Here is a 24,615-nt window from a genome sequence, read left to right on the forward strand (position 1 = left end):
TTACGATGGAAATGAAACCGCTCGATCTCGACGCCGTGCGCGCCTTCGTGCTCGTCGCCGAACTCCGCAGCTTCACGCGCGCCGCCGACGCGCTCGGCACCACGCAATCGGCGGTCAGCCTGAAGCTCAAGCGCCTCGAAAGCCATCTCGGGCGCCAGCTGCTCGAACGCACGCCGCGCCTCGTGCGGCTGTCACAGGATGGGCTGGCCTTCCTCGGCGCCGCGCGCGATCTGCTGGGCGCGCATGAACGCGCGCTCGGTGCGCTGTCGGGCGAGGTGCGACGGCTTTCTCTCGGCTTGAGCGAGCACGTCGCCGACGCGCAACTCGCCCGCCAGCTTGCGCTCCTGCGCGCGCACGATCCGGGATTGGTCATCGCGTTGCATCTGGGTTTGTCGGCGCAGTTGCTCGCGCAGTTCGACGAGCGTCGGCTGGATGCGGTGATCGTGCGTCAGGAAGCCGATGAAGCACCGCGCGGCGACGCGCACCGGCTCTTCGACGAGCCTTTGGTCTGGCTCGCCTCGCCCGAGTGCCAATGGTCGCCCGGCACGCCGCTGCCGCTCGCCCTGCTGACTGCGCCTTGCGCGGTGCGTGCGGCGGCGATCGGCGCGCTCGATGCGGCTGGGATAACGTGGACTGAGGTGTTCGCAGGCGGCGGCGTGGCCGCGGTCGGTGCGGCGCTGGAGGCCGGCCTGGCGGTATCGGCACTGGCGCGGCGGGTGGCGCCGCGAACGCTCGTCGATGTCGGTGCGAAGTTTGGTCTGCCGCCCTTGCCGACCTCGCGCGTCACGCTGCATTCGCGGGTGCGCGAGCCGCGTTCGGCGGCCACGCTGCAGTTGCTGGCGTCGACTCTCGGCAGCGCGTGAGCGCGGCGGTTCAGCTCAGGATCGGCGGGAGTTCGTGCGGCTGCTGGATCGCGCGCTTCACGGGCACGGAAGGCGTAACGGAGGAAGGCGCCGGCGCATCGACCATCAGCCGATGATGGGGTGCAGGACGCACCGCCGCCGGCTTAACCGGTTTGTGCGCGCTCGCCTGACGCGACGTGCGCGATGTGTGCTGCGCCTCATGCTTCGGATGCGACGCGTGCGCCGATTTCGCCGATCGTCCAGTTCGCCCGCCATGCGAGGCCGTGGCGGACTGCTTAGCGCCTTTCCTGTGCGCGGACGTCTGCGCCTTGCCCGCATGAACGGCATGAGCACCATGCACACCATGAGTCGCATGCGCCGCATGCGCCGCATGCGCCGCATGTCCCGCCGCTGGCGCGGCAGCCCATGCCGTCGCCGTCGCGAGCCACCATGCCGCGACCATCACTACCGCTGCCCGCACGCCGCGCCTCCGTCGATCACAAGTAAACCGGGCGGCGATTATACCCAACCCAAATCGACTGCCATCGGCCTGCGGGACTTAAAAATATTCAGGGAAAGGCCATGTCCGCGGCACCCATCGCACGCGCGGCCTGCAAGGAGATCGACCAGTTGCGCGACGTCCGCGCCTCGACCATGGTCAGACGGCCTTCGGGGATGAAGGCGCCGGTATCGATAAACATTTGCGAACCAATCTGGCGCAACTCGCGCACCGGCGTATGGCCGCAGTAAGTCAGCGACAGCGCGTGGCGCGGCGGCGATCCTGCCTTGAAAGCAAGCTCGCGCCCCCACAGCATGCGCTCGCGCACGGCCGGGTCGAACTGGCCGGCGTCGAGTTCGGCATCGTCGCCGAAGAATTCCGCGTGCAGCACGTTGAAGCGCGCTTCGCCTTCGCCCACCGTGCGCGCCAGCGGCAGTTCGCGCAGGCGTTTCGCATGCGCCGCGAGCGCGCGATCCGGCAGCGCCTGCGCCCAGCCTCCGCCGATGCCATACCAGCGATGCCGCGGCAGCCGCCCTTCGGCGACCGCGCACAGCGCGTCTTCGTGATTGCCGAGCACGGCATAGAACCAGGGCTGATCGAGCAGCTCCAGCGCCTGTTCGCACTGGTCGCCGCGATCGACGAGATCGCCGACCGAAAAGAGCCGGTCGCGCTCTGCGTCGAAGCCCACTTTGTGAAGCAGAAAGCGCAAGGCATCCACGCAGCCGTGCAGGTCGCCGATCACGAAATCGCGACCGGCCGCATTGGCCGCGTGATGCACAACTTCCGGAACAAGAGTGAGCGTCATCGCTTCATCATAGTGCTGCGCACGCATTATGTATGCGAGCCAGCGAGCTTTTCATGGAGGTTTTTTCAGCGCCTTTTCACACGCCTTAAATAGCGCTTTCAGGCGGACTTTTTTATTGCTGGATTGACGCGATTCAATGGCGAATCTGCACGTAATCCTGGGTAGTACGGATAACTTCACCATCGTGCCCGAACACGCGTGCGCGAGGCGTGACAAGCAGTAACAAGCGTGACATTCGTGACAAGGGCGAGCGCCCTGCCATGCCGATAAAAGGTCCAGATGATCGAGCAACGATCAGGCACGCCGACGAAAGCGCAGCCGTAAGGTGCGTTCCATAAAATATCGCCATATCGGCGGTCTGACTAGAATCGAAGTGCGCAGCACACTCATACGGGCGATCGACAACGATGAAGCTACTTCCGCAGGTTTTGAGCAATCGTCCGCATATGACGGTCGGCATCGCGGTGGGCGTGCTGCTCGGCGTGCTGACACCGGCAGCGATCCGGCCGGTCGCGCGCGTTCTGCTCGGCTGGGACGCCGCGATCTGGACCTACCTCGTGCTGATCTGGATACACATGGCGCGCACCGACGAAGAAAGCGTGCGCGCCAACGCCCAGCGCGAGGACCAGAGTGCGAGCACCGTGCTGTTCATGGTGTGCGCGGCGACGGTCGCCAGCATCGTCGCCATCGTGCTGGAGCTGGGCACCACCAAGGATCTGGGCACGGCCTCGAAGGTGCTGCATTCCCTGCTCACGGGCATGACGCTGATCGGCGCGTGGTTCCTGATTCCGACCATCTTCACGCTGCACTACGCGCGCATGTATTACGGCTCCGATCCCGACGCGCCCGCGCTCGCCTTTCCCGACAAAGCGCTCACGCCCAATTACTGGGACTTCCTGTACTTCTCGTTCACGATTGCCTGCGCCTCGCAAACCGCCGATATCGGCATGCGCGGGCGCAGCGCGCGCCGCAGCGTGCTCGCGCAGTCGATCCTGTCGTTCTACTTCAATGTCTCCGTGCTCGGGCTGTGCGTGAATATCGCGGCGAGCATGGTGGGGAACTGACGCCTCGGTCCGCCACGCCGTTTTTGCAAATATCGCGCGTCTCTACGCCATCGCGGCAGACCCGCGCACGCACCGGATTCGCCGCCACACGCCAGCGCCGCGCGCGGCGGCGGGCCGATCCCCTCACTGCGCCCGCCTTGGGCACAGGCCTTGCTGAATTCATCGCCAAGACGCCACGCGTCGACCGCGGTTTGGTTCCGGCCTGCTCTTGCACTACTCTGAACAGGACGCGCCGCGGCCCCCGCGCGGCCCGCTCCGGCAGCCCACGGGCAACGTGATCGCATCCGGTGACACATCGGCCTTGCATCCACGCCGCCCGACGAACCTGGAAGACGACCGATGGAACCTCCCCACGCCTATGCGCCGCGGATCTACTTCGTCCATTCCGTCCTTGTCGGGTCGCTCGACGCGTGGCCTGCGCATTTTGCGCACGCGGCGTCGCTCGGCTTCGATCATGTCCTGATCGGCGGCCTGTTCGCGCCCGGCGCGTCAGGCGACGACCGCATCATCGCCGATCACACCCGCTTGCATCCCGCCTTCGGCTCGCAGGAACGCGTGGACGACGCGTTGCGCCTGCTCGCCAGCGCCGCGCGCGCACGCGGCCTCACGCTGCTGGCCGATCTCACGCTCGACCGCGCAGCCGCCGATGGCGCGCTCTACGCCGCACACCCCGAGTGGTTTCATCCATTCGAGCCCGAGGACGCGCGCCTCGACCCGCGTCACGGCCATGCAGAAGACAACGTCGCCTACGCCGATTTCGACCGTGCAGCCGCGCCGCTCGCGCTCTGGTGGACGCAGCTCGCGACGCGCCTGGTCGATGCCGGGCTCGGCGGCTTTCGCGTGGATTCGCCGCATCGCGTGCCCGTGAGCGTGCTGCGCGCGGTGTTCGACGCCGTGCGCGCCACGCATGCGCAGACGCGCTGGCTCGCGGCCACGCCGGGCCTTGCGCGCGAGGAAATCGCGCAACTCGAACATGCGGGATTCGACGCCGCATTCACCTCGCTGCGCTGGTGGGATTTTTCCGAGCGCTGGATGATCGAGGAACATGACGTCGTGCGTCGCGTCGGCTCGCCGGTTTCGTTTCCCGAAGCGCCGTATGGCACGCGTCTCGCGCACGATCTCGAAGGCGCCGCCGACGCGCGTGCGGTCGAACGCGCGTATCGCCGGATGTTGCGCACAGCCGCTGCGCTCGGCACCGGCTGGCTCGTGCCGATGGGCTTCGAATACGGCGTCCACGACGCCACCAGCCACGGCAGCCGCACTGCGCAGGACGCCTCGCCCCGATGGGACGACATCAAGGCGCATGCGCCCTTCGACTTTTCCGCCGATATCGCCCACGCCAACGCCTTGCAGCGGGAGACGTTCGTCCTGCAGACCAACGGCGAACTGCGCGCGCTCAACGGCGCGGGCGCGCCCGTGGCCGCCGTGCTGCGCGGCGACGGCAGCGATCTGCGCATCGCCGAAGAAGCGCTGCTCACGCTGATCAACCCCGCGCTGGCCGCGCCGGTGCGCGTGAACATGGCACATCTGCTCGACGGCGTGCCCGGCAATTTCACGCGCTTCACGCCGCTCGACGCGCAGACCTTGCGCGGCGCACGCCTGCCCGAGCGCCACGATGCGAGCGCCGTGCCCGACAGCTTCACGCTACCGGCCGGCGCGTGCTGGATGTTCCGCGCCATGGCCACGCCGCTCGTCTCGCTCGCGCCGCCCGAGGATCTCGCGAAGTCGGCCACGAGCGGCCACAAGAGCGTGCTGGAAGCGATCGCCGCGCCCCGCATCGCCATCGAAAGCGTGACGCCTTCGGTCGATCACGGACGCTTCGTGGCGAAGCGCATCGTCGGCGAGCGTTGCGAAGTGCGCGCCGCGATCTTCGCCGAAGGCCACGATCGGATCGATGGCGCGATTCTCTGGCGCGCCGCCGATGAAACCGCCTGGCACGAAGCGCCGTTGTCGCCGGTGCCGCCCGCCGGCACCGACCTCTGGAGCGGACATTTCCCGCTCGATCGCGTGGGCCGCTACGAGTTCGTAGTGATCGCGTGGCGCGACGACTTCGCCTCGCTCGTCGAGCATCTGAAAAAGAAGCGCGCGGCGAATCAGCCGCTCCACCTCGAACTGGAAGAAGCGAGCCGCCTGCTCGCGCTCGTGCTCGCCACGGCGGAAACCTCGGACGTGCCCGGCGACGAACACGCGCGCAATCGCGCAGCGCTCGACGACATCGTCCGGCGTTTTATCGGTGCCGATGAAGACACGCGCTGCGCCTTGCTTGCCGCGCCCGCGACCGCCGCGGCCGTGCGCGCCGCGCATCATCGCCCGTTCCTCTCGCGCGATGCCACCGTGCAGCGCGTGGATGCCGAACGCCCCGCCGCGCGTTTCGCGAGCTGGTACGAGATCTTCCCGCGCTCGATGAGCGACGACGAATCGCGCCACGGCACCTGGGACGATGTGATCGCGAAGATGCCGCGCGTGCGCGACATGGGCTTCGACGTGCTGTATTTTCCGCCGATTCATCCGATCGGCCTGGCCAACCGCAAAGGCCGCAATAACTCGCTGACCGCGCAGCCTGGCGACGTGGGCAGCCCGTATGCGATAGGCGCGGCCGAAGGCGGACACACGGCCGTGCATCCCGAACTGGGCACGCTCGAAGACTTCTGCCGCATGCTCAACGCGGCGCACGCGCATGGGCTGGAAATCGCGCTTGACTTTGCGATTCAATGCTCGCCCGATCATCCGTGGCTCAAGGCGCATCCCAGCTGGTTCGCGTGGCGCCCCGACGGCACGCTGCGCTATGCGGAAAACCCGCCGAAGAAGTACCAGGACATCGTCAATCCCGAGTTCTACGCGCACGATGCCAAACCCGATCTCTGGCTCGCGCTGCGCGATGTGATCCTGTTCTGGGTGGATACGGGCGTGCGCATTTTCCGCGTCGATAACCCGCACACCAAGCCGCTGCCGTTCTGGGAATGGATGATCGCCGACGTGCGGGCGCGTCATCCCGATGTGATCTTTCTCTCCGAAGCGTTTACGCGCCCGCGCCTGATGTATAGGCTCGCGAAGATCGGCTTTTCACAGTCGTATACGTATTTCACGTGGCGCGAATCGAAGCGCGATTTCATCGCCTATCTGACCGAACTCACGCAGAGCGAAGTGCGCGATTTTTATCGGCCCAATTTCTTCGTCAATACGCCGGACATTAATCCGCGCTATCTGCAAAGCGGTGCGCGCTCGATGCATTTGATACGCGCGGCGCTCGCCTCGCTGCTTTCAGGATTGTGGGGCGTGTATAGCGGCTTCGAATTGTGTGACGCTCGTCCTTTACCCAATAGCGAAGAATATCTGGACTCCGAAAAGTATCAACTACGCGCGTGGGACTGGAATCGACCGGGCCATATCATCGGTGAAATTGCGGCGCTCAATCGCATCCGCCGCGCCAATCCCGCGCTGCAAACGCACCTGGGCGTCACCTTCCTGAATGCCCATAACGACGCGATTCTCTGCTTCGAAAAAGCCACGCCCGCGCGCGACAACGTGATCGTCGTGGCCGTCAATCTCGATGCCTACAACGAGCAAGGCGCCGATATCGAATTGTCGTGGGCCACGTTCCAGCAATGGCAGATCGACGATCACGCGCGCCTGGCCGTCATCGATGAAATGACCGGCGAGCGCTTCGAATGGCAGAGCCGCTGGCAGCACGTGCGGCTCGACCCGCACACGAAGCCGTTTGCGATCTGGCGCATCGCGCCCATTGACGGTCTGCCGCGCGAAACGCCGCCGCATGATCCCGACGATGCGCAATTCGACGCGCAACTCGAAAGCCACCCCGAACTGGGCGATGATTTTCCGCCTGGAGGAGCGACATGAAACGCGATCCCTCGGTTACGCACGACCCCACCACATCGACCGACGACGAGCACGACAAACGCGAAAACCACGCCACGCAAAAGCGCGGCAAAGCTTCGCTGCTCACGGACGATCCGCTCTGGTACAAGGACGCCGTGATCTACCAGGTGCACGTGAAATCGTTCTTCGATGCCAATAACGACGGCGTGGGCGACTTTGCCGGCCTGCTCGCGAAGCTCGATTACATTGTCGGGCTGGGCGTGACGGCGATCTGGCTGCTGCCGTTCTATCCTTCGCCGCGTCGCGACGACGGCTATGACATCGCCGATTACCGCAACGTGCACCCCGACTACGGCCAGCTTGCCGACGTGCGCCGCTTCATTCAGGAAGCGCACGCGCGCGGCATGCGGGTGATTACCGAACTCGTCATCAATCACACCTCGGACCAGCATCCGTGGTTTCAGCGCGCGCGGCGCGCGAAGCCCGGCTCGAATCATCGCAATTACTACGTGTGGTCCGATACCGATCAGCGCTATCAAGGCACGCGCATTATCTTTATCGATACCGAGCCTTCGAACTGGACCCATGACCCCGTTGCGGGCGCCTATTACTGGCATCGTTTCTATTCGCACCAGCCCGATCTCAACTTCGACAATCCGGCCGTGCTGCGCGAAGTGCTGCACGTGATGCGCTTCTGGCTCGATATGGGGATCGACGGGCTGCGGCTCGATGCCGTGCCTTATCTGGTCGAACGCGAAGGGACGAATAACGAAAATCTGCCTGAAACTCATGCGATTCTTAAACAGATTCGCGCGACCATCGACGAGCATTATCCCAACCGGATGTTGCTCGCCGAAGCGAATCAATGGCCGGAAGACGTGCAGGAATATTTCGGCAATGAAGACGAATGCCATATGGCATTTCACTTCCCGCTGATGCCGCGTCTTTATATGGCGATTGCGAGCGAAGACCGCTTCCCGATCATCGACATCATGAAGCAGACGCCGGATCTGCCGGAAAGCTGCCAATGGGCGGTTTTCCTGCGCAATCACGACGAACTCACGCTGGAGATGGTGACCGATTCCGAGCGCGATTATCTCTGGAACACCTATGCGAGCGACCGGCGCGCGCGTCTGAATCTGGGCATTCGCCGCCGCCTCGCGCCGCTGATGGAACGCGACCGCCGCCGCATCGAATTGATCAATTCACTGCTGCTTTCGATGCCGGGCACGCCCGTGATCTATTACGGCGATGAGTTGGGCATGGGCGACAACATTCACCTCGGCGACCGCGACGGCGTGCGTACGCCGATGCAATGGTCGTCCGATCGCAATGGCGGTTTCTCGCGCGCCGATCCCGAACAACTGGTGCTGCCACCGCTGATGGGCTCGCTCTACGGCTACGACGCGATCAACGTGGAAGCGCAGACGCGCGATCCGCATTCGCTGCTGAACTGGACGCGCCGCATGCTGGCCACGCGCCGCGCGAAGCAGGCGTTCGGACGCGGCACGATCCGCTTTCTGCGGCCCTCGAATCGCAAGATTCTCGCGTATCTGCGCGAGATGCCGGGCGAGCCGTCGATCCTGTGCGTGGCGAATCTTTCGCGCGCGCCGCAAGCGGTCGAACTCGATCTTTCCGAATTCGCCGGCACCTCACCGGTGGAAATGACCGCCGATTCCGTGTTTCCGCCGATCGGGCAATTACCTTATCTGCTGACTTTTCCGCCCTATGGTTTCCTGTGGTTCCTGCTGTGCCCCGGCAATCAGCGTCCATCGTGGAGCCAGCCGATTTCGGAGCAACTGCCGGAATTCGTGACCGTCGTGATTCGCGAAGGTCAAACCGGCGCGACGCCTGAAAACGTGCGTCTGCTCGAATCGGAAGTGCTGCCGTCGTGGCTTTCGCGACGCCGCTGGTTCGCGTCGAAAGACAAGCCGCTGCACAGCGTGAAGCTGGCTGCGCTCACCACGATTCAGGGCGCAGGTTTTGCCTTCACCGAAATCGAAGCGGAACTCGCCAATGGCACGAGCGAGCGCTATGTGTTGCCGATCGCCATTACCTGGGGCACGGATACGACCACGCCGCTGCACATCCAGTTGGCGCTCTCGCGCGTGCGGCGCGGTCGCAATATTGGCTATCTCACGGATGCTTTCTCGCTGCCGTGGTTTGCCAATGGCGTGCTGCGCAAGCTGCATGAACGCGCGGCGGTGCCCACCGTGCAAGGCAGCACGATCCGCTTCGAGCCGACCGACCGGCTGGACGAACTCGAACTTGGTGAGGAACCCGAAATACGCTGGCTGGCCGCCGAGCAAAGCAATAGTTCGCTGATCATCGCGGAAACGCTCGTGCTCAAACTGGTGCGCCGACTGATGGCAGGCGTGCATCCCGAAGCCGAAATGAGCCGCTACCTCACGAAGCTCGGCTATGCGAACACCGCGCCGCTCTATGGCGAAGTTGTGCGCGTCGATCCTGAAGGCGTGCCGCACACGCTCGCGATCCTGCAAGGCTTTATCGACAATCAGGGCGATGCGTGGGCGTGGGCGCTCGACTATCTGCGCCGCACGATCGACGAACTGGCGCTCGCCGCCGACGACAGCGAAAACGTCGACACCGCGCACGAAGAAGAAGTCATGCAGAACTACGCGAACGTGATCGGCGCGATTGGCAAGCGGCTGGGCGAATTGCACGCCGCGCTCGCTTCGCCCACCGACGATGCGGCCTTCGCGCCCGAAGCCGCAACGCCCGCCGATGTGCGCCAGTGGGTCGCCGACGCGAAGAAGATGCTGATCGAAGCGCTCGATATCGTCGCGCAGCATGTGGGCGACGACGTCCACACGCTCGACGACGATACGCGCGAACTCGCACGCAGCCTGGTCGACCGGCGCGACGCGCTCGTCAAGGCCGTGGACACGCTGGTGCAGGAGGAGGCATCGGCGGCGCGCATCCGCATTCACGGCGACTTCCACCTGGGCCAGGTGCTGCTCGCGCAAGGCGATGCTTACCTGATCGATTTCGAAGGCGAGCCCGCGCGAGCGCTCGATTATCGGCGCGCCAAGCAGTGCTCGCTGCGCGACGTCGCGGGCCTGCTGCGTTCGCTCTCGTATGCGGGTGCCGCCGCGCAATCCACCACGGAAAGCGCGCCGCAGCAGATCGCCGATCGCAAGCGCACGCTGTTCGAGCGCTTCCGCGGCCAGGCCGCGGAAACCTTCCTGAGCCAGTACCGCGCAGCCGTCACGAACGCGCCTATTTCGCTGGTGAGCGCCACGCACGAACAGGCTCTGCTCGACCTGTTCCTGATCGAGAAAGCCGCCTACGAGATCCGCTACGAAGCCGCCAACCGGCCGACCTGGCTCGCGCTGCCGATTCGTGGCCTTGCCGCGCTGGCGAGCCGCGTGCTCGGCCTCACCGCCAATCAAGCCCACGGGCACACCCATACGGGAGGGAGCGGACATGCCTGAGCGCGCCCCGGACGCCGGCCTGCATCATCACGACATCGACGCGCTCGTTGAAGGGCGCCATGCCGATCCGTTTGCCGTGCTCGGGTTGCACTGGGTCGACGGCGCGCCCTATGTGCGCGCCTGGTTGCCGAATGCCTCGCGCGTGAACGTGCTGGCGCGCGACCGCGCGCAAACGCTGGCGGAACTCACACGCGTGCATCCCGCCGGTTTTTTTGCGGGCCCGCTCGCCGAAGCCGTGCCGTATCGGCTCGATATCGACTGGCATGGCGTCACGCAGGAAATCGAGGATTCCTATTCATTTGGAGCGCAGCTTTCCGAAGATGCGCTGCGCCGTCTTGCCGATGGCGATCCTTACGCGGTGCTTGAATGTCTGGGCGCGCGACCGGTCGTTTGCGATGGCGTGCCGGGCGTGCGCTTCGCCGTGTGGGCGCCGAATGCGCGGCGCGTTTCGGTGGTAGGCGACTTCAATGCCTGGGACGGCCGCCGCCATCCCATGCGCCTGCGCTACGAAGCCGGCGTGTGGGAGCTATTCATTCCGCGCGTGGCCGCTGGCGCACGCTACAAGTACGAGATTCTGGGCGCGCAGGGCAACGTGTTGCCGCTCAAGTCCGACCCCTGCGCGTTGCAGACCGAAGCGCCGCCCGCGACGGCTTCGATTGTCGCGCCGGTGGAAGCGCTCGATGGCTTCGCATGGCGCGATCACGAATGGATTCAGCAACGCGCGCAGCGGCAAAGTGCCCGCTCGGCCATGTCGATCTATGAAGTGCATGCGTCCTCCTGGCTGCCCACGCAAGGCGCCGATGCACCCGCGCCCGACTGGCGCGCACTCTCGGAGCGCCTGATTCCCTACGCGCAGGGCATGGGCTTTACGCACATCGAGTTACTGCCGATTGCCGAACATCCGTTCGGCGGTTCCTGGGGTTATCAGCCGCTTTCGCAGTTCGCGCCCACGGCGCGGCTTGGCTCGCCCGTCGACTTCGCTGCGTTTGTCGATCGTGCCCACGAAGCGGGGCTGGGCGTGATTCTCGACTGGGTGCCCGCGCACTTTCCGAACGACGCGCACGGCCTGATCGAATTCGACGGCACCGCGCTGTATGAACACGCCGACCCGCGCGAAGGCTATCACCCCGACTGGAACACGATGATCTACAACCTCGGCCGTAAAGAGGTGAGCGCATTTCTGATCGCTTCCGGTCTCGCGTGGCTGATGCGCTATCACGTCGATGGCCTGCGCGTGGACGCGGTGGCATCGATGCTTTATCGCGACTATTCGCGCGCGCATGGCGAATGGGTGCCGAATATCTACGGCGGCCGCGAAAATCTCGAATCGATTGCGTTTCTCAAGCGCCTCAATCACGAAACGCAATATGTGCCGCAGCGCCCCGGCGTCATCACGATTGCCGAAGAATCCACGGCGTGGCCAGGCGTGACCGCGCGCCCCGAAGACGGCGGTCTGGGCTTCCAGTTCAAATGGAACATGGGCTGGATGCACGACACGCTGCACTACATGCACGAAGACCCGGTGTATCGGCGCTATCACCATCACATGATGACGTTCGCGATGGTCTACGCGTATTCCGAGCGCTTCGTGCTGCCGCTTTCGCATGACGAAGTCGTGCACGGCAAGGGCTCGCTGCTCGGCAAGATGCCGGGCGACCGCTGGCAGAAGTTTGCGAACCTGCGTGCGTATTTCGGCTTTATGTGGGCGCATCCTGGCAAAAAGCTGCTGTTCATGGGCGGCGAATTCGGGCAAATGGCCGAATTCGATCACGACGGCACGCCGCACTGGAATCTGCTCGACGATCCCTTGCATCGTGGCGTGCAGACGCTCGTGCGCGATCTCAACAAGCTCTATCAGGCCGAACCTGCGCTGTTCACGCTCGACACCGAACCGGGCGGCTTCGAATGGCTGGTCGGCGACGACAGCGAAAACAGCGTACTCGCGTGGCGGCGCGTGGATGGCACGGGCCGCGAGATCGTCGTGATCTGCAATTTCACGCCGCTGCCGCGCCACGGTTATCGCATTGGCCTGCCGCAGCCGGGGCAATGGGAAGAAGCGCTCAATACGGACGCCGAGGTCTATGGCGGCTCGAACATGGGTAACGGGGGCCTCGTGTCGACCGAGCCGGTGCAAAGCCACGGCAAGCCACAATCGGCGGCGTTGGTGCTGCCGCCGCTCGGCACCTTGATTCTGCGGCTGCGACGCTGATTCATGAGCACACGCCCGATTCATCAGGAATCCGATGCAATACAAGAAGGACGAGAAGGAGCATCGACATGGCTAACGGCCTGCCCGACCGGCTGCTACCCGGTTCACCCTACCCGCTGGGCGCGACGTGGGACGGGCTTGGCACGAATTTCGCCGTGTTTTCCGCGCACGCGTGGCGTATCGAACTGTGCCTGTTCGACCCGACCGGCCGCAAGGAGCGCACGCGCTACACCTTGCCCGAATGCACCGATGAAATCTGGCACGGCTATCTGCCGGGCGCGCATCCCGGCACCGTCTATGGCCTGCGCGCGCATGGCCCTTATCAACCGCATCAGGGGCACCGTTTCAATCCGTACAAGTTGCTGCTCGATCCTTACGCGCGCAGACTCGTGGGGCAGTTTCGCTGGTCGGACACGCTCTATGGCTATCGCGTGCATTCGAATCGCGTCGATCTCTCGCTCGACCGGCGCGATTCCGCGCCCGCCATGCCCAAGGCCGTGGTCAGCCACGACACCTTCGACTGGTCGCACGACGTGCGCCCCAACACGCCCTGGGGCAAGACCGTCATCTACGAAACCCATCTGCGCGGCATTTCGATGATGCGTCCCGACCTGCGCTCGCATACGCGGGGCACCTTCGCCGCACTGGGCGCACCGCATTTCATCGAACATCTGCACAAACTCGGCGTGACCGCTGTGGAACTGCTGCCCGTGCAGGCGTTTCTCAACGAGCGCTTTCTGGTCGAGCGCGGCTTGCGCAATTACTGGGGCTATAACTCGGCCGCGTATTTCGCGCCCGAGCCGTCCTATCTCTCGGGTTACGACACCGACGAAATGCGCATCGCCGTGCGCCAGTTGCACGCGGCCGGCATCGAAGTGATTCTCGACGTGGTTTATAACCACACCTGCGAAAGCGGCGAAATCGGCCCGACGGTTTCGTGGCGCGGCCTCGACAACGCCTGCTATTACCGCTGCGTGCCCGGCGACGAACGCCATCTCATCAACGATACGGGCTGCGGCAACACGGTCAATCTCTCGCATCCGCGTGTTTTGCAGATGGTTGTGGATTCGCTGCGCTACTGGGTGACGTCGTACCGCATCGACGGCTTTCGTTTCGATCTGGGCGTGACGCTCGGACGCGAGGCGCACGGCTTCGACCCAGCCAGCGGCTTCTTCGACGTACTGCGTCAAGACCCCGTGCTTTCACAGGTCAAACTGATTTCCGAGCCGTGGGACGTGGGACCGGGCGGCTATCAACTGGGCAATCATCCGCCGGGGTTCGCCGAATGGAACGACCGCTTTCGCGACAGCGTGCGGCGTTACTGGCGCGGCGCGCCCGGCCAGCGCGCCGATCTTGCCGCGCGCCTGACCGGTTCCGCCGATCTGTTCGACCGTCGCAAACGCCGGCCGTGGGCCTCGCTTAATTTCGTGACCTCGCACGATGGCTTCACGCTCGCCGATCTGGTTTCGTACGATCACAAGCATAACGAAGCAAATGGCGAAGATAACCGCGATGGTCACAATGAAAACTGGAGCGCGAATTGGGGCGCGGAAGGCCTCACGGACGACCCCGCGATTCTCGACACCCGCGCCCGCGTCGCGCGCTCGATGCTGGCGACGCTGTGCATCGCGCTAGGCACGCCGATGCTGCTGGCTGGCGACGAAACCGGTCGCACGCAGCACGGCAACAACAACGCCTACTGCCAGGACAACGAGCTTTCCTGGCTCGACTGGTCGCTCGCCGCCACGCCGCAAGGCGAAGCGATGACTGCGTTTGCCGCGCGCGCGATTGCCTTGCGCCGGGATCATCCTTTGCTGAGGGAAACCCACTTTCTGTTTGGCGACCGAGAAGTGCTGCCGGACGTGCACGACATCGACTGGTTCGACGAAAACGGCGAACGGCTGTCGCCGGAAGCGTGGCAAGACCCCGAGGCGCGCGCGCTGGCTGTTCGGCGCGCGGGACCGGGACTCGACGGCGAAATCGAAGTATTGTTGATGATGCTGAATGCCTCGACGCATCCGCTGACATTTACGACACCTGCCCCGCACCTGGCATGGTCTGTGGCGCTCGACACCGCGCGACCTGAAGCGCAAGCGGAAGCGCCATCGCATGCACTGTGCGGCGTGACCTTCGAAGTCGCGGCGCACGCGCTCGTGGTGCTTTGCGCGCGGCCCGCCCATCGCACCGCACACGAAACGAATACGGCGATCTCAGGCACGGAACCGCCCCCGCCCGACCCGCGCCAGCCCGGCATGGGCGCAGACGAACACGCTGCTGGATAGCCACAGGAACTGGCCATGGCCTTGCATCCGAACAATCCGCACGATTCACACGATCCACACCATGCTGCGCATGCACACCACTACATGCACTGCCTGCCGTTCGGCGCGCAGTTGACCGGCGCTGCGCTCGCGCAGCCGCATACGCGCTTTCGCTTCTGGGCGCCGTCCTGCAGTGCGGTGCAACTGGTGTTCGAAAACGATGACCGGCACGAAGCGAACGAATCGCACGACGCGCACGAACCGCTCGCACCGATCGAAATGACGCCTTCGCACAATGGCTGGTTCGAGGCGCAGGCAGCGTGCGGCCCAGGCACGCTTTATCGATATCGTATTGACGGTGGCCAACTCGTGCCCGACCCCGCTTCGCGCTTTCAGCCGCAAGGCGTGCACGGCCCGAGCGAAGTACTCGATGCGCGCGCTTATGCGTGGCAGCACGCGAACTGGCGCGGACGTCCGTGGGAAGAGACCGTGCTGTACGAGCTGCATGTGGGCGCATTGGGCGGCTATCGAGGTGTGACGAAACGCCTGCCCGCACTCGCCGACATCGGCATTACGGCAATCGAGTTGATGCCGCTGAACGATTACCCGGGCGAGCGCGGTTGGGGTTACGACGTCGTGCTGCCTTACGCACCGCATGCCGCCTACGGCACGCCCGACGAACTCAAGGCGCTGATCGACGCCGCGCACGGTCTTGGGCTCCAGGTGTTTCTCGACGTGGTCTACAACCACTTCGGCCCGGACGGCAACTGGCTTGGCCGGTACGCGAAGCCGTTCTTCAAGGCAGGCACGCATACGCCGTGGGGCGAAGCGCTCGATTTCGAGCGCCCCGAAGTGCGCGACTTCTATAGCGACAACGCGCTCTACTGGCTCACTGAATACCGCTTCGACGGACTGCGTCTCGACGCCGTGCACGCGATCGACAATCCCGCATGGCTGCGCGAACTCGCCGATCACGTCCAGGCGCGCATCGAGCCAGGTCGCCACGTGCATCTGGTTCTTGAGAACGAGCATAACGAAGCCAATCTGCTGGAGACGCACTTCAACGCGCAATGGAACGACGATGCTCATCACGCGCTGCATGTGATGCTCACGGGTGAATCTGAAGGTTATTACCGCGCGTTCACCGATCATCCGATCAGAAAGCTCGCGCGTGCGCTTGGCGAAGGCTTCATCTATCAAGGCGAACCGTCGCCCGTGCATGACGGCAAGCCGCGCGGCGAACCGAGCGCGCATCTGCCGCCCACCTCGTTCGTGATGTTTTTGCAGAACCACGACCAGATCGGCAATCGCGCTATGGGAGACCGCCTGCGCACGCTCGCCGACGACGACGCTTTACGCGCGGCCACCGCGCTCCTCCTGCTTTCTCCGCACATACCGCTGCTGTTCATGGAAGAGGAATACGGCTCGACGCAGCCGTTCCAGTTCTTTACGGCCTTCGAAGGCGATCTCGCCGATGCGGTGCGTGAAGGGCGTCGCCGTGAATTCAAGGCTTTTAGCGCGTTCCAGGACGAAAAGCGCCGCGCGCAGATTCCCGATCCGAACGATCTGCAGACCTTTATCCAGTCGTCGCCGCCAGCCGATGCGCCGCTCGACGAAGAAAGGCTCGACTGGATGCACTTCTACAAATCCGCGCTTGCGGTGCGCGCCCGCTTGTTGATGCCGCGTCTTCACAACGCACGCGCGCTAGGCGCAACCGTGCTCGCCGACGACGACGCCAACGGCCAACGCGCCCTGATCGCGCGCTGGCGTCTGGACGACGGCGAAACCTATACGATCGCACTCAATCTCGGCCACGATGGCGTGCGGCTCGAAACGCCGCCCGAAGGCATGGTGGTATTCGAAACACCGCCGCGCGCGCGCGATCGCACCGACAACGGCGTGCTGCCCGAAAGCGCGTGCGTGGCCTGGCTCACCGGCAAGGTGCCCGAGTACGCGCAGCATCACGACGCGCGCACGATGCGGCGCGAGGAGCCGTTCGCATGAACAGCGCGAATACCTCCCGGCGCAGCGAATCGCTCGCGGAACTCGCGCAGCGTGCGGGCTTCGAAGTCGAATGGTCCGACGCGCATGGCGTCGCGCAACGCGTGCCGGACAACACGCTCGAAGCGCTGCTCGATTGCATCGGCCTGCCGTGTGCGAACGCCACGCAATTGCGCCACAGCATGTCGATGCTGAACGCCGAGCAGTCGTCGCGCCGCCTGCCGCCGCTCATCACCGCCGAATACGAAAGCGCCATCGAATTGCCCGCGTCCGCCGTGCGTACCGGCAGCCACTATCGCGTCGATCTGGAAAACGGCGAGCATATCGAAGGCCGTTTCACGTCGCCTAAAGGCGCGCCCGCGCTGCTCGCGCCGCTTTCCGAGCCGGGCTATCACACGCTCAGCGTCAACGATCATCGACTGACGATTGCGGTTGCGCCGCCGCGCTGCCATAACGTCGCCGATGCCTGGCGCGCACGGCATGGCGGCCAGAGCGCGGGTGTGCCGCCACTTTGGGGCGTCGCCGCGCAATTGTATGGACTCCGACGTAAAAACGATGGCGGTATCGGCGACTACACCGCGCTGGCGACGCTCGCCACGCACAGCGCAAGCCACGGCGCCCAGGCGCTCGCAGTGAGCCCCACGCATGCGATGTTTTGCGCCGATCCTGGACACTTCAGCCCTTACTCGCCGTCCTCGCGGCTCTGGCTCAATGTCACGCACATCGATCCTGCCGCCGTATTCGGCGAGCAGGCCGCACGCGAAGCCATCGTGGCAGCACACGCCGAAGACGCATGGCGCGAACTCGAAACGCTGCCGCTGATCGACTGGCAGCGCGCCGTGCCGCTCAAGCTCAACGTACTGCGCGTGCTGTTCGATCGCTTCGACGCCACCGAACGCGCGAGCGGTTCGCCGCGCGCCGCCGCGTTCGACGCGTTCTGCGCGCGCGGCGGCGAAGCACTCGACGATCACGCGCGCTTCGAAGCGCTGCAGGCCGCCATGCTGAGCGGCCCGGAAGACTCCGGTGCGAGGCACTGGCGCGACTGGCCCGACGCGCTGCGCGATCCGCGCAATCCCGCGGTTGCCACCTTCGCCACCGAACATCGCCGCGAAGTGGATTTTTATCGCTTCCTGCAATGGCTCGCCGCCGAAGGCCTCTCTGCCGCGCAGCGCGCGGCGCGCGAAGCGGGCATGACGGTCGGTCTCGTCGCCGATCTCGCCGTGGGTTGTGACGGCGCGGGCTCGCATGCGTGGTCGCTGCCCAACGACATGCTGCAACGCGTTTCGGTTGGCGCGCCGCCCGACATCTTCAATCAGGCCGGGCAAAGCTGGGGCCTCACGACTTTCTCGCCGCGCGCGATGCACAACAACGGCTTTCGCGCCTTCATCGACATGTTGCGCGCCGCGTTCGCGCATGCGGGCGGCGTGCGTATCGATCACATTCTGGGCTTGCGGCGTCTTTGGCTCGTACCCGAAGGCGAGAGCGCGAAACATGGTGCGTATCTGCGCTATCCGTTCGACGATCTCGTGCGGCTGATTGCACTCGAATCGTGGCGTCATGACGCGGTCGTGATCGGCGAGGATCTTGGCACGGTGCCGCCGGGTCTGCGCGAGCGGCTGGCCGCGCATGGCCTCTATGGCATTCGCGTGCTCTGGTTCGAGCGCGCAGGCCACGGCTTCTTGCCGCCGGCGCGTTACGACGCGCACGGCATCGCGACCACCACCACGCACGATCTGCCGACGGTGGCAAGCTGGTGGCGCGGCGCCGATATCGACTGGCGCAACCGCATCGGCCAGACGCTGCCACGTGCAGACGGGCGCGACCCGGTTGCGCTCGAACACGCGCAGCGCGATGCGGACCGCACCGCGCTCTGGCACGCGCTGCAAGAAACGGGCTTCGCGCCGCGCGATGCAGCCGAGCCCGCGCCCGACGACCCGCCCGTAGACGGCGCGCTGGGCTACGTCGCGGCAAGCGCGAGCCCGCTCGTGACCTGCCCGCTCGAAGACCTGCTTGGCCTCACCGATCAACCGAATCTGCCCGGCTCGATCGACGAGCATCCGAACTGGCGCCAGCGCCTGCCGCTGCCCGTCGATGCCCTGTTCGCCGATCCCGCGTTCGCCGCGCGCGTGGAGACCATCGTGCGTGCGCGCGAAGCGGCGCACACGCAGGCAGACCTCGCCGCGCCCTCCGATCCACCGACGCCATGACACTTCCCCGCGCCACGCTGCGCCTGCAGCTTCATCACGATTTCACTTTCGACGACGCGCTCGCGCAACTCGACTACTTCGCCGCGCTCGGCGTGAGCCATCTGTATCTTTCGCCGGTCACGACCGCGCAGCCGGGATCGATGCACGGCTACGACACCGTCGATTACGGCGCGGTGAGCGCGGAGCTGGGCGGAGAAGGCGCACTGCGTCGTCTCGCCGATGCCGTGCACGCGCGCGGCATGGGTCTGATCGTCGACATGGTGCCGAACCACATGGGCGTGGGCGGCTCGCACAACGCATGGTGGCTCGATATTCTCGAATGGGGACGTCATAGCGCGTTTGCGCGCCACTTCGACGTGGATTGGCATTCGCCCGATCCTGCGCTGCGCGGCAAGGTGCTGATGCCTTTTCTCGGCGCACAATATGGCGAGGAGCTCGCGGCGGGGCGTATCACGTTGCAGTTCGACGCGGCTAACGCATGCTTTTACGCGCAGTACGGCCCGCATAGGTGCCCGATCTGCCCAACCGATTACGCGGCGCTGCTGCAATCCGCCGACCGCGCCGATCTCACTGCGCTGGCGGCTGGATTCCAGGGTCTCACCACGCAGCCCGACGATCAGATCCGCGCCACAGCCGCACGCGATGCGCTACGCGCGTTTGTCGAGCGCGAAGGAACATCGGCAATCGAATGTGTTCTGGAATCCTATTCAAGTGATGATCCCGTGCCGCGCGATCGTTTGCATCGGCTATTGGAGCGCCAGCATTTCCGTCTCGCCTGGTGGCGCACCGCCAGCGACGAAGTGAACTGGCGGCGCTTCTTCGACGTGAGCGCGCTTGCGGGCGTGCGCGTCGAGCGGCACGACGTATTCGAAGCCGTGCACAAGCTCATTTTCAAGCTCTATGCCGAAGGCGTGATCGACGGTTTGCGCATCGATCATATCGACGGTCTCGCCGATCCGCGCGAGTATTGCGAGCGCCTGCGCCAGCGGCTCGCGAGCCTGCGCGCCGGCGTGCCTTATATCGTCGTGGAAAAGATTCTCGCGCGCGGCGAAGCGCTGCGCGACGACTGGCCCGTGCAGGGCACCACCGGCTACGACTTCATGAACGATGTGGGCGCACTGCTTCACGATCCCGCTGGCGCGGCGCCGCTGGCCGAAACGTGGGCATCGATTTCGGGCGCAGACGTGCCATTCGCCGAGGTCTCGCTCGACGCGCGCCGCGAGATTCTGAGCGCCTCACTCGCAGCCGAACTCGATCACGCGGCGCGCGCACTGCACCGCATCGCACGCGAGCAACCCGGCACGCGCGACTTCACGTATGCAGTCGTGCATCGCACCGTCGCGCAACTGGCGATGTATTTCCCCGTCTATCGCATCTATCCGTCGAATGGCGTGCGCAGTGCGATCGACAACCGCTATTTCGACGTTGCGCTCGACGCTGCGCGCAAGACGCTGCCGCGCGCCAATCTCGCGGCGCTCGAGCAGGTCGACGCCTGGCTGGGCGCCCGCGCGCCTGATCCTGCGAACGGAACCGCCAACGGCGCCAAAGCGGCGCGCGCCAGTAACTCATCGAATGCCAGCAGCGGCAAACACGGCAGCCCAAACCCGCCCGTCGCGCCGCTGAGCCACGCCTTGATCGCGCAACGCACCGCGCTCGCGCTGTTCTCGCAACTCACCGCGCCGCTCGCGGCAAAAGCCACCGAAGACACCGCGCTTTATCGCTACGGCCTGCTGCTCTCGCGCAACGACGTCGGCACCGACCCCGACGATTTTTCGCTCAGCGCAGAAGCGTTCCACGCCGCCAATGCGCAGCGCCAGCGCCACACGCCCCACGCGCTGCTGGCCACCGCCACGCACGACCACAAACGCGGCGAAGACGTGCGCGCGCGCCTGGCCGTGCTCAGCGAAATCGCGCCTGAATGGAGCGCTACCTTGCGCGCCTGGTCCACGCTCAATCAGGCGCAGCGTCGCGGCGATCCGGCGCAATGGTCGCCCGGCCCCACCGCCGAGGCGATGCTTTATCAGACGCTCGTGGGTTGCTGGCCGCCGGAACTCGATCCCGCCGACGAAGCAGGCGTACACGCGCTGGCCGAACGCGTCGCACAGTGGCAACTGAAGGCGCTGCGCGAAGCCAAGTTGCGCACCAACTGGCTCGCGCCCGACGAAGTCTATGAATCGGACTGCCAGGCATTTCTTTTCGACCTACTCGCACCGCAGCGACGCGAAGGGTTTTTGCAGGAACTGACCACATTCGTGGCACGTGTGGCGCCCGCGGGCGCGCTCAATACGCTGCTGCAAACCGTGCTGAGACTCACATCGCCGGGCGTGCCCGATCTCTATCAGGGAACCGAGTTGTGGGATTTCAGCCTCGTCGATCCCGACAATCGCCGGCCAGTCGATTATGCGCAGCGTGCGGCGTCGCTCGACGACACCGCGCCCGCCGCGAAGCTCGCACATTGGCGCGACGCCAGCGTGAAGCAGGCCGTGATTCACCGGTTGCTCGCGTTGCGCGAGCGCGCGCCGGGCCTGCTGCGTGAGGGGGAATACTGGCCGCTGGAAGTGCGCGGCGCGCTCGCGGCGCATGTGATCGCCTTTGCGCGCCACCATGGCGATGCGTGGGCGGTGATAATCGGCACACGTCACGCCGCGGCGCTGCTCGATGGCGATACGCCGCTGGTCGCGCCCGAGCGCTGGGGCGATACCGCCATCGTGTTGCCGAAGGGTTGCGCAACAACCGGGCTGCACGACTGGCTGGCCGATTCACAGCACGTTTCGCAGCACGTTTCGCAGCACAACGCGCAGGGCGATCCGGCCAGCCTGCTCTATCTGCGCGACGTACTCGCCGCGCTGCCGGTGGCCGTCCTCACCAGCGTCGCGCGGACATAAAACTCAACCGCCCTCGTCTTCCAGATCCTTCGGATACACGCGCACCAGCACGATACGCGGCCCCTTCATCTTTTTCACGACGATATCGAAGCGCTCGAACGATACGCGCTGCCCTTCGGTCGGCAGATCGTTGAGCGCGTGAATCACGAGGCCGCCGACCGATTCGGCGCGCCCTTCGTCGATATCGATACCCAGCGCCTGCTCCAGCGACACCACGGGCAGGCTGCCGCGTCCCATCAGCGTGCCGTCGTCCATGCGGGTCCAGTCGGTATCGGCCTGATGGAATTCGTCGTGGATCTGCCCCACCAGCGCGCCCAGCAGATTGTCGAGCGTGAGAAAGCCGCTCGGCCGCATGCCCTTGCGTCCCACCAGCGCGAAGTGCGGCGCGCCCTTGCGAAAGCGCCGGAACAACGCCAGCGCGGGCGCTTCGGGCTTCACGTACTGCACCGGGCGCACGAACTTGCCGAGATCGTCGAGCGTGTGGCCCGCTTCGCGCGCAAGCAGCAGATCCTTAAGGTGAATCAGGCCCGCGACCTGTTCGCCCGACGCATCCTCGAACAGCGGATAACGGCTGAAGCGATGGCGCGCAACGATCTGCATGTTTTCGCGCAACGAGAGATCGCGGCGCAGCCCCACCATTTCGTGCGCGGGGCGCATGAGGTCGGAGACGGTCAGACGCGAAAAGTCGAGCGAGTGCGCCAGCGTGTTCCATTCGTCGACGCTCAGCGCATTCGCATTGCCAGCCGCACCGTGCGCCTGACTCGCCGCCGCTTCGCGCGCCGGGCGGCGGCGTGGCGCGCGGCCATCGGCGCCTGCGTGCGCGCCGGTGTCGGCGTGCGAGTGCAAGGCGGCCTGCGCTTCGGCTTCGGCGGCCGCGCGGCGGCTGCGCAGGATCAGCTTGAGTTCTTCGGTCGAGTAATGCGCTTCGCTGCCGTGATCGGCGGACAAACCCGCCAGCCGCAGCACCGCGTTCGCGCTGGAGTTGAGCAGCCAGATGGCCGGATACATCGTCCAGTAGAACGTGTAGAGCGGCGTGGCGGCCCAGAGCGAGATTTTCTCGGCTTCGCGGATCGCCAGCGACTTCGGCGCCAGTTCGCCCACCACGATATGCAGGAAGGAGATCACCGTGAAGGCGAACACGAGCGAAATGCCGTGGATCAGTTCGGGCGAGTGCACGCCCACCAGATCGAACACGGGTTCGATCAGTTGCGCGAAAGCCGGCTCGCCGATCCAGCCGAGACCGAGCGAGGCCAGCGTGATACCGAGCTGGCAGGCAGAAAGATAGGCGTCGAGCTGGCCATGCACCTTGGCGAGCAGACGTCCGCGCAGGCCGTGTTCGGCCGCGAGACTTTGCACGCGGGTTGCGCGCAGTTTGACCAGACCGAATTCGGCCGCGACGAAGAAACCGTTGAGGGCAACGAGGAACAGCGCGCCGATCAGGGCGATGAGCTGAATCAAGACCAGAAGCTCCGAAATAGCGAAGCGCTCAGTATAAGGGCAAGGAGTGAAAGAACCCTGTAAGGCATCGACGGCCCGCGCGGGCGGGCACGTCGAATAAACGGCGAGTGAACGGTTGCGAAGCTTCGGGTCGTGCCCGTCAGGCGCTGCCGGCGGGGACGTTCAGCGTGAACAGCGCGGCCTCGCCTTGCACGAGCGGCTGCGCTTCGAAGCGCCCGCCGTGGGCTTCGGCCACGCGCTGGCAGAGCGCGAGCACCCACGGGAAGCGCCCGATCTCCTGCGGCTCGCGCGCCTGAGTGCGGGCGAAGGGTTCGAGCACGTGCGGCAGGGTTTCGTCGGCGAGCGATTCGAGGCTGGCCTGCCAGCGCAGTTCGAACTGCGCCGCCGTGCCCGTGGCGCTGACGGCGAGTGTGACGGTAGCGCCGCGCGTGGCGGTTTCCGCAGCGAAGGCGAGCAGCAGCCAGAGCGCCTGGGCGACGCGCTCGCGTCCGGCATCGAGCGTGACGCCGGCCGGCACGCCTTCGACGGCAAGCGTGACGCCGCGTGCATCGGCCAGCGCGGCGCGCGCGTCGGCCACGGTTTCGTCGATCAAGGCGTCCAGTTCGAACGGCGCGCGCTCGATCTGCAGCTTGCGGGTTTCGGCGCGGGTCGTATCGACGAGCGTTTCGAGCAGATGCACCTGCTGCTCGACGCCCGTGCGGATGCCGGCGAGCGCGCGCTGCGCGGCGGCATCGGCGTTATCGATCTTGCGGTCGAGCACGTAGGCCCAGCTATGGATTGCATTCAGGGGGCTGCGCAGATCGTGCGAGACGCGCGAAAGCACGTAATCGCGCATGAAAAGCGCTGCCTCGGCACACAGGCGTGCCGTGCGTTCGTTACGGGTAGTGGTGGTCGACGCCATCGGTTTCCTCTTCTCTCACCCGCTCGGGCGGGCCGGCCCGTGGGGCCTGGCCTTCGGGCTGGCCAGGGCCCCATTATAGGCAGCGGCGCGAAGCCGCGGCGGCATCGCGCCCTGCACACGGGCGTGGGGTCGTGCCGCATGCGCTGTGCCCGCTCGCCACAAAGCGGCAACGTTCGAGCGCGCCTGTCGCC

13 protein-coding genes and 1 pseudogene are annotated in these 24,615 nt (G+C 65.4%); 9 read left to right on the forward strand and 5 right to left on the reverse strand.

Annotation, left to right across the window (positions count from 1 at the left end):
* The first annotated feature begins 11 nt into the window (after positions 1–11).
* Complete coding sequence (locus G3N59_RS31855; protein ID WP_205986831.1) at positions 12–863, forward strand: LysR family transcriptional regulator; 852 nt, start codon at positions 12–14, stop codon at positions 861–863.
* A gap of 10 nt (positions 864–873) precedes the next feature.
* Here G3N59_RS31855 and G3N59_RS31860 read toward each other — a convergent pair whose 3' ends face one another.
* Together G3N59_RS31860 and G3N59_RS31865 are read right to left on the reverse strand one after the other, a co-directional pair.
* Positions 874–1,323: a hypothetical protein gene (locus G3N59_RS31860; RefSeq protein ID WP_205986832.1), complete on the reverse strand. Its 450-nt coding sequence runs from the start codon at positions 1,321–1,323 to the stop codon at positions 874–876.
* A gap of 88 nt (positions 1,324–1,411) precedes the next feature.
* A complete protein-coding gene (locus tag G3N59_RS31865) occupies positions 1,412–2,146 on the reverse strand; it encodes a metallophosphoesterase (RefSeq protein WP_205986833.1) in 735 nt (244 codons plus the stop codon).
* Between the two features lie 407 nt (positions 2,147–2,553).
* On the opposite strand from G3N59_RS31865, the gene G3N59_RS31870 reads away from it, so the two are divergent.
* From G3N59_RS31870 to treY, 8 genes are all read left to right on the forward strand, one after another.
* A complete protein-coding gene (locus G3N59_RS31870; protein WP_205986834.1) occupies positions 2,554–3,210 on the forward strand; it encodes a DUF1345 domain-containing protein in 657 nt (218 codons plus the stop codon).
* 339 nt (positions 3,211–3,549) lie between these two features.
* On the forward strand, positions 3,550–7,068 hold the full coding sequence (locus G3N59_RS31875; RefSeq protein ID WP_205986835.1) for an alpha-1,4-glucan--maltose-1-phosphate maltosyltransferase: 3,519 nt from the start codon (positions 3,550–3,552) through the stop codon (positions 7,066–7,068).
* A complete protein-coding gene (gene treS / locus G3N59_RS31880) occupies positions 7,065–10,502 on the forward strand; it encodes a maltose alpha-D-glucosyltransferase (protein WP_205986836.1) in 3,438 nt (1,145 codons plus the stop codon). Before G3N59_RS31875 ends, treS begins: the two co-directional genes overlap by 4 nt.
* Positions 10,495–12,711 carry a 1,4-alpha-glucan branching protein GlgB gene (glgB, locus tag G3N59_RS31885; RefSeq protein WP_205986837.1) on the forward strand — a complete coding sequence of 739 codons (2,217 nt, stop codon included), beginning with the start codon at positions 10,495–10,497 and terminating at the stop codon, positions 12,709–12,711. Before treS ends, glgB begins: the two co-directional genes overlap by 8 nt.
* 68 nt (positions 12,712–12,779) lie before the next feature.
* Complete coding sequence (glgX, locus tag G3N59_RS31890; protein ID WP_205986838.1) at positions 12,780–14,993, forward strand: glycogen debranching protein GlgX; 2,214 nt, start codon at positions 12,780–12,782, stop codon at positions 14,991–14,993.
* Between the two features lie 15 nt (positions 14,994–15,008).
* On the forward strand, positions 15,009–16,976 hold the full coding sequence (gene treZ / locus G3N59_RS31895; RefSeq protein WP_205986839.1) for a malto-oligosyltrehalose trehalohydrolase: 1,968 nt from the start codon (positions 15,009–15,011) through the stop codon (positions 16,974–16,976).
* The gene (gene malQ / locus G3N59_RS31900; protein ID WP_205986840.1) at positions 16,973–19,180 is read left to right on the forward strand and encodes a 4-alpha-glucanotransferase; all 2,208 of its coding nucleotides are present in this window, start codon (positions 16,973–16,975) and stop codon (positions 19,178–19,180) included. Before treZ ends, malQ begins: the two co-directional genes overlap by 4 nt.
* Positions 19,177–22,065: a malto-oligosyltrehalose synthase gene (gene treY / locus G3N59_RS31905; RefSeq protein WP_205986841.1), complete on the forward strand. Its 2,889-nt coding sequence runs from the start codon at positions 19,177–19,179 to the stop codon at positions 22,063–22,065. The genes malQ and treY overlap by 4 nt, the downstream gene beginning before the upstream one ends.
* Before the next feature lie 3 nt (positions 22,066–22,068).
* Here the strand turns inward: treY and G3N59_RS37485 are convergent, their stop codons facing one another.
* From G3N59_RS37485 to G3N59_RS31915, 3 genes and pseudogenes are all read right to left on the reverse strand, one after another.
* Complete coding sequence (locus G3N59_RS37485) at positions 22,069–22,722, reverse strand: transporter associated domain-containing protein (protein WP_346777972.1); 654 nt, start codon at positions 22,720–22,722, stop codon at positions 22,069–22,071.
* A 216-nt stretch (positions 22,723–22,938) separates the two neighbouring features.
* Positions 22,939–23,523, reverse strand: a pseudogene (locus G3N59_RS37490) (CNNM domain-containing protein); the annotation flags it as partial.
* A gap of 139 nt (positions 23,524–23,662) precedes the next feature.
* A complete protein-coding gene (locus G3N59_RS31915) occupies positions 23,663–24,424 on the reverse strand; it encodes a HAMP domain-containing histidine kinase (RefSeq protein ID WP_205986843.1) in 762 nt (253 codons plus the stop codon).
* Positions 24,425–24,615 lie beyond the last annotated feature (191 nt).

The sequence above is a fragment of the Paraburkholderia sp. Ac-20340 genome, from assembly GCF_017104965.1.
Taxonomy (GTDB): Bacteria; Pseudomonadota; Gammaproteobacteria; order Burkholderiales; family Burkholderiaceae; genus Paraburkholderia.

Coding starts and splice junctions, on each gene's coding strand:
- G3N59_RS31870 (WP_205986834.1), top strand. CDS start 2,554: ATGAAGCTACTTCCGCAGGTTTTGAGCAATCGTCCGCATATGACGGTC.
- G3N59_RS31855 (WP_205986831.1), top strand. CDS start 12: ATGAAACCGCTCGATCTCGACGCCGTGCGCGCCTTCGTGCTCGTCGCC.
- G3N59_RS31875 (WP_205986835.1), top strand. CDS start 3,550: ATGGAACCTCCCCACGCCTATGCGCCGCGGATCTACTTCGTCCATTCC.
- G3N59_RS31915 (WP_205986843.1), bottom strand. CDS start 24,424: ATGGCGTCGACCACCACTACCCGTAACGAACGCACGGCACGCCTGTGT.
- malQ (WP_205986840.1), top strand. CDS start 16,973: ATGAACAGCGCGAATACCTCCCGGCGCAGCGAATCGCTCGCGGAACTC.
- G3N59_RS31865 (WP_205986833.1), bottom strand. CDS start 2,146: ATGACGCTCACTCTTGTTCCGGAAGTTGTGCATCACGCGGCCAATGCG.
- treZ (WP_205986839.1), top strand. CDS start 15,009: ATGGCCTTGCATCCGAACAATCCGCACGATTCACACGATCCACACCAT.
- treS (WP_205986836.1), top strand. CDS start 7,065: ATGAAACGCGATCCCTCGGTTACGCACGACCCCACCACATCGACCGAC.
- glgX (WP_205986838.1), top strand. CDS start 12,780: ATGGCTAACGGCCTGCCCGACCGGCTGCTACCCGGTTCACCCTACCCG.
- glgB (WP_205986837.1), top strand. CDS start 10,495: ATGCCTGAGCGCGCCCCGGACGCCGGCCTGCATCATCACGACATCGAC.
- treY (WP_205986841.1), top strand. CDS start 19,177: ATGACACTTCCCCGCGCCACGCTGCGCCTGCAGCTTCATCACGATTTC.
- G3N59_RS37485 (WP_346777972.1), bottom strand. CDS start 22,722: ATGCGCCCCGCGCACGAAATGGTGGGGCTGCGCCGCGATCTCTCGTTG.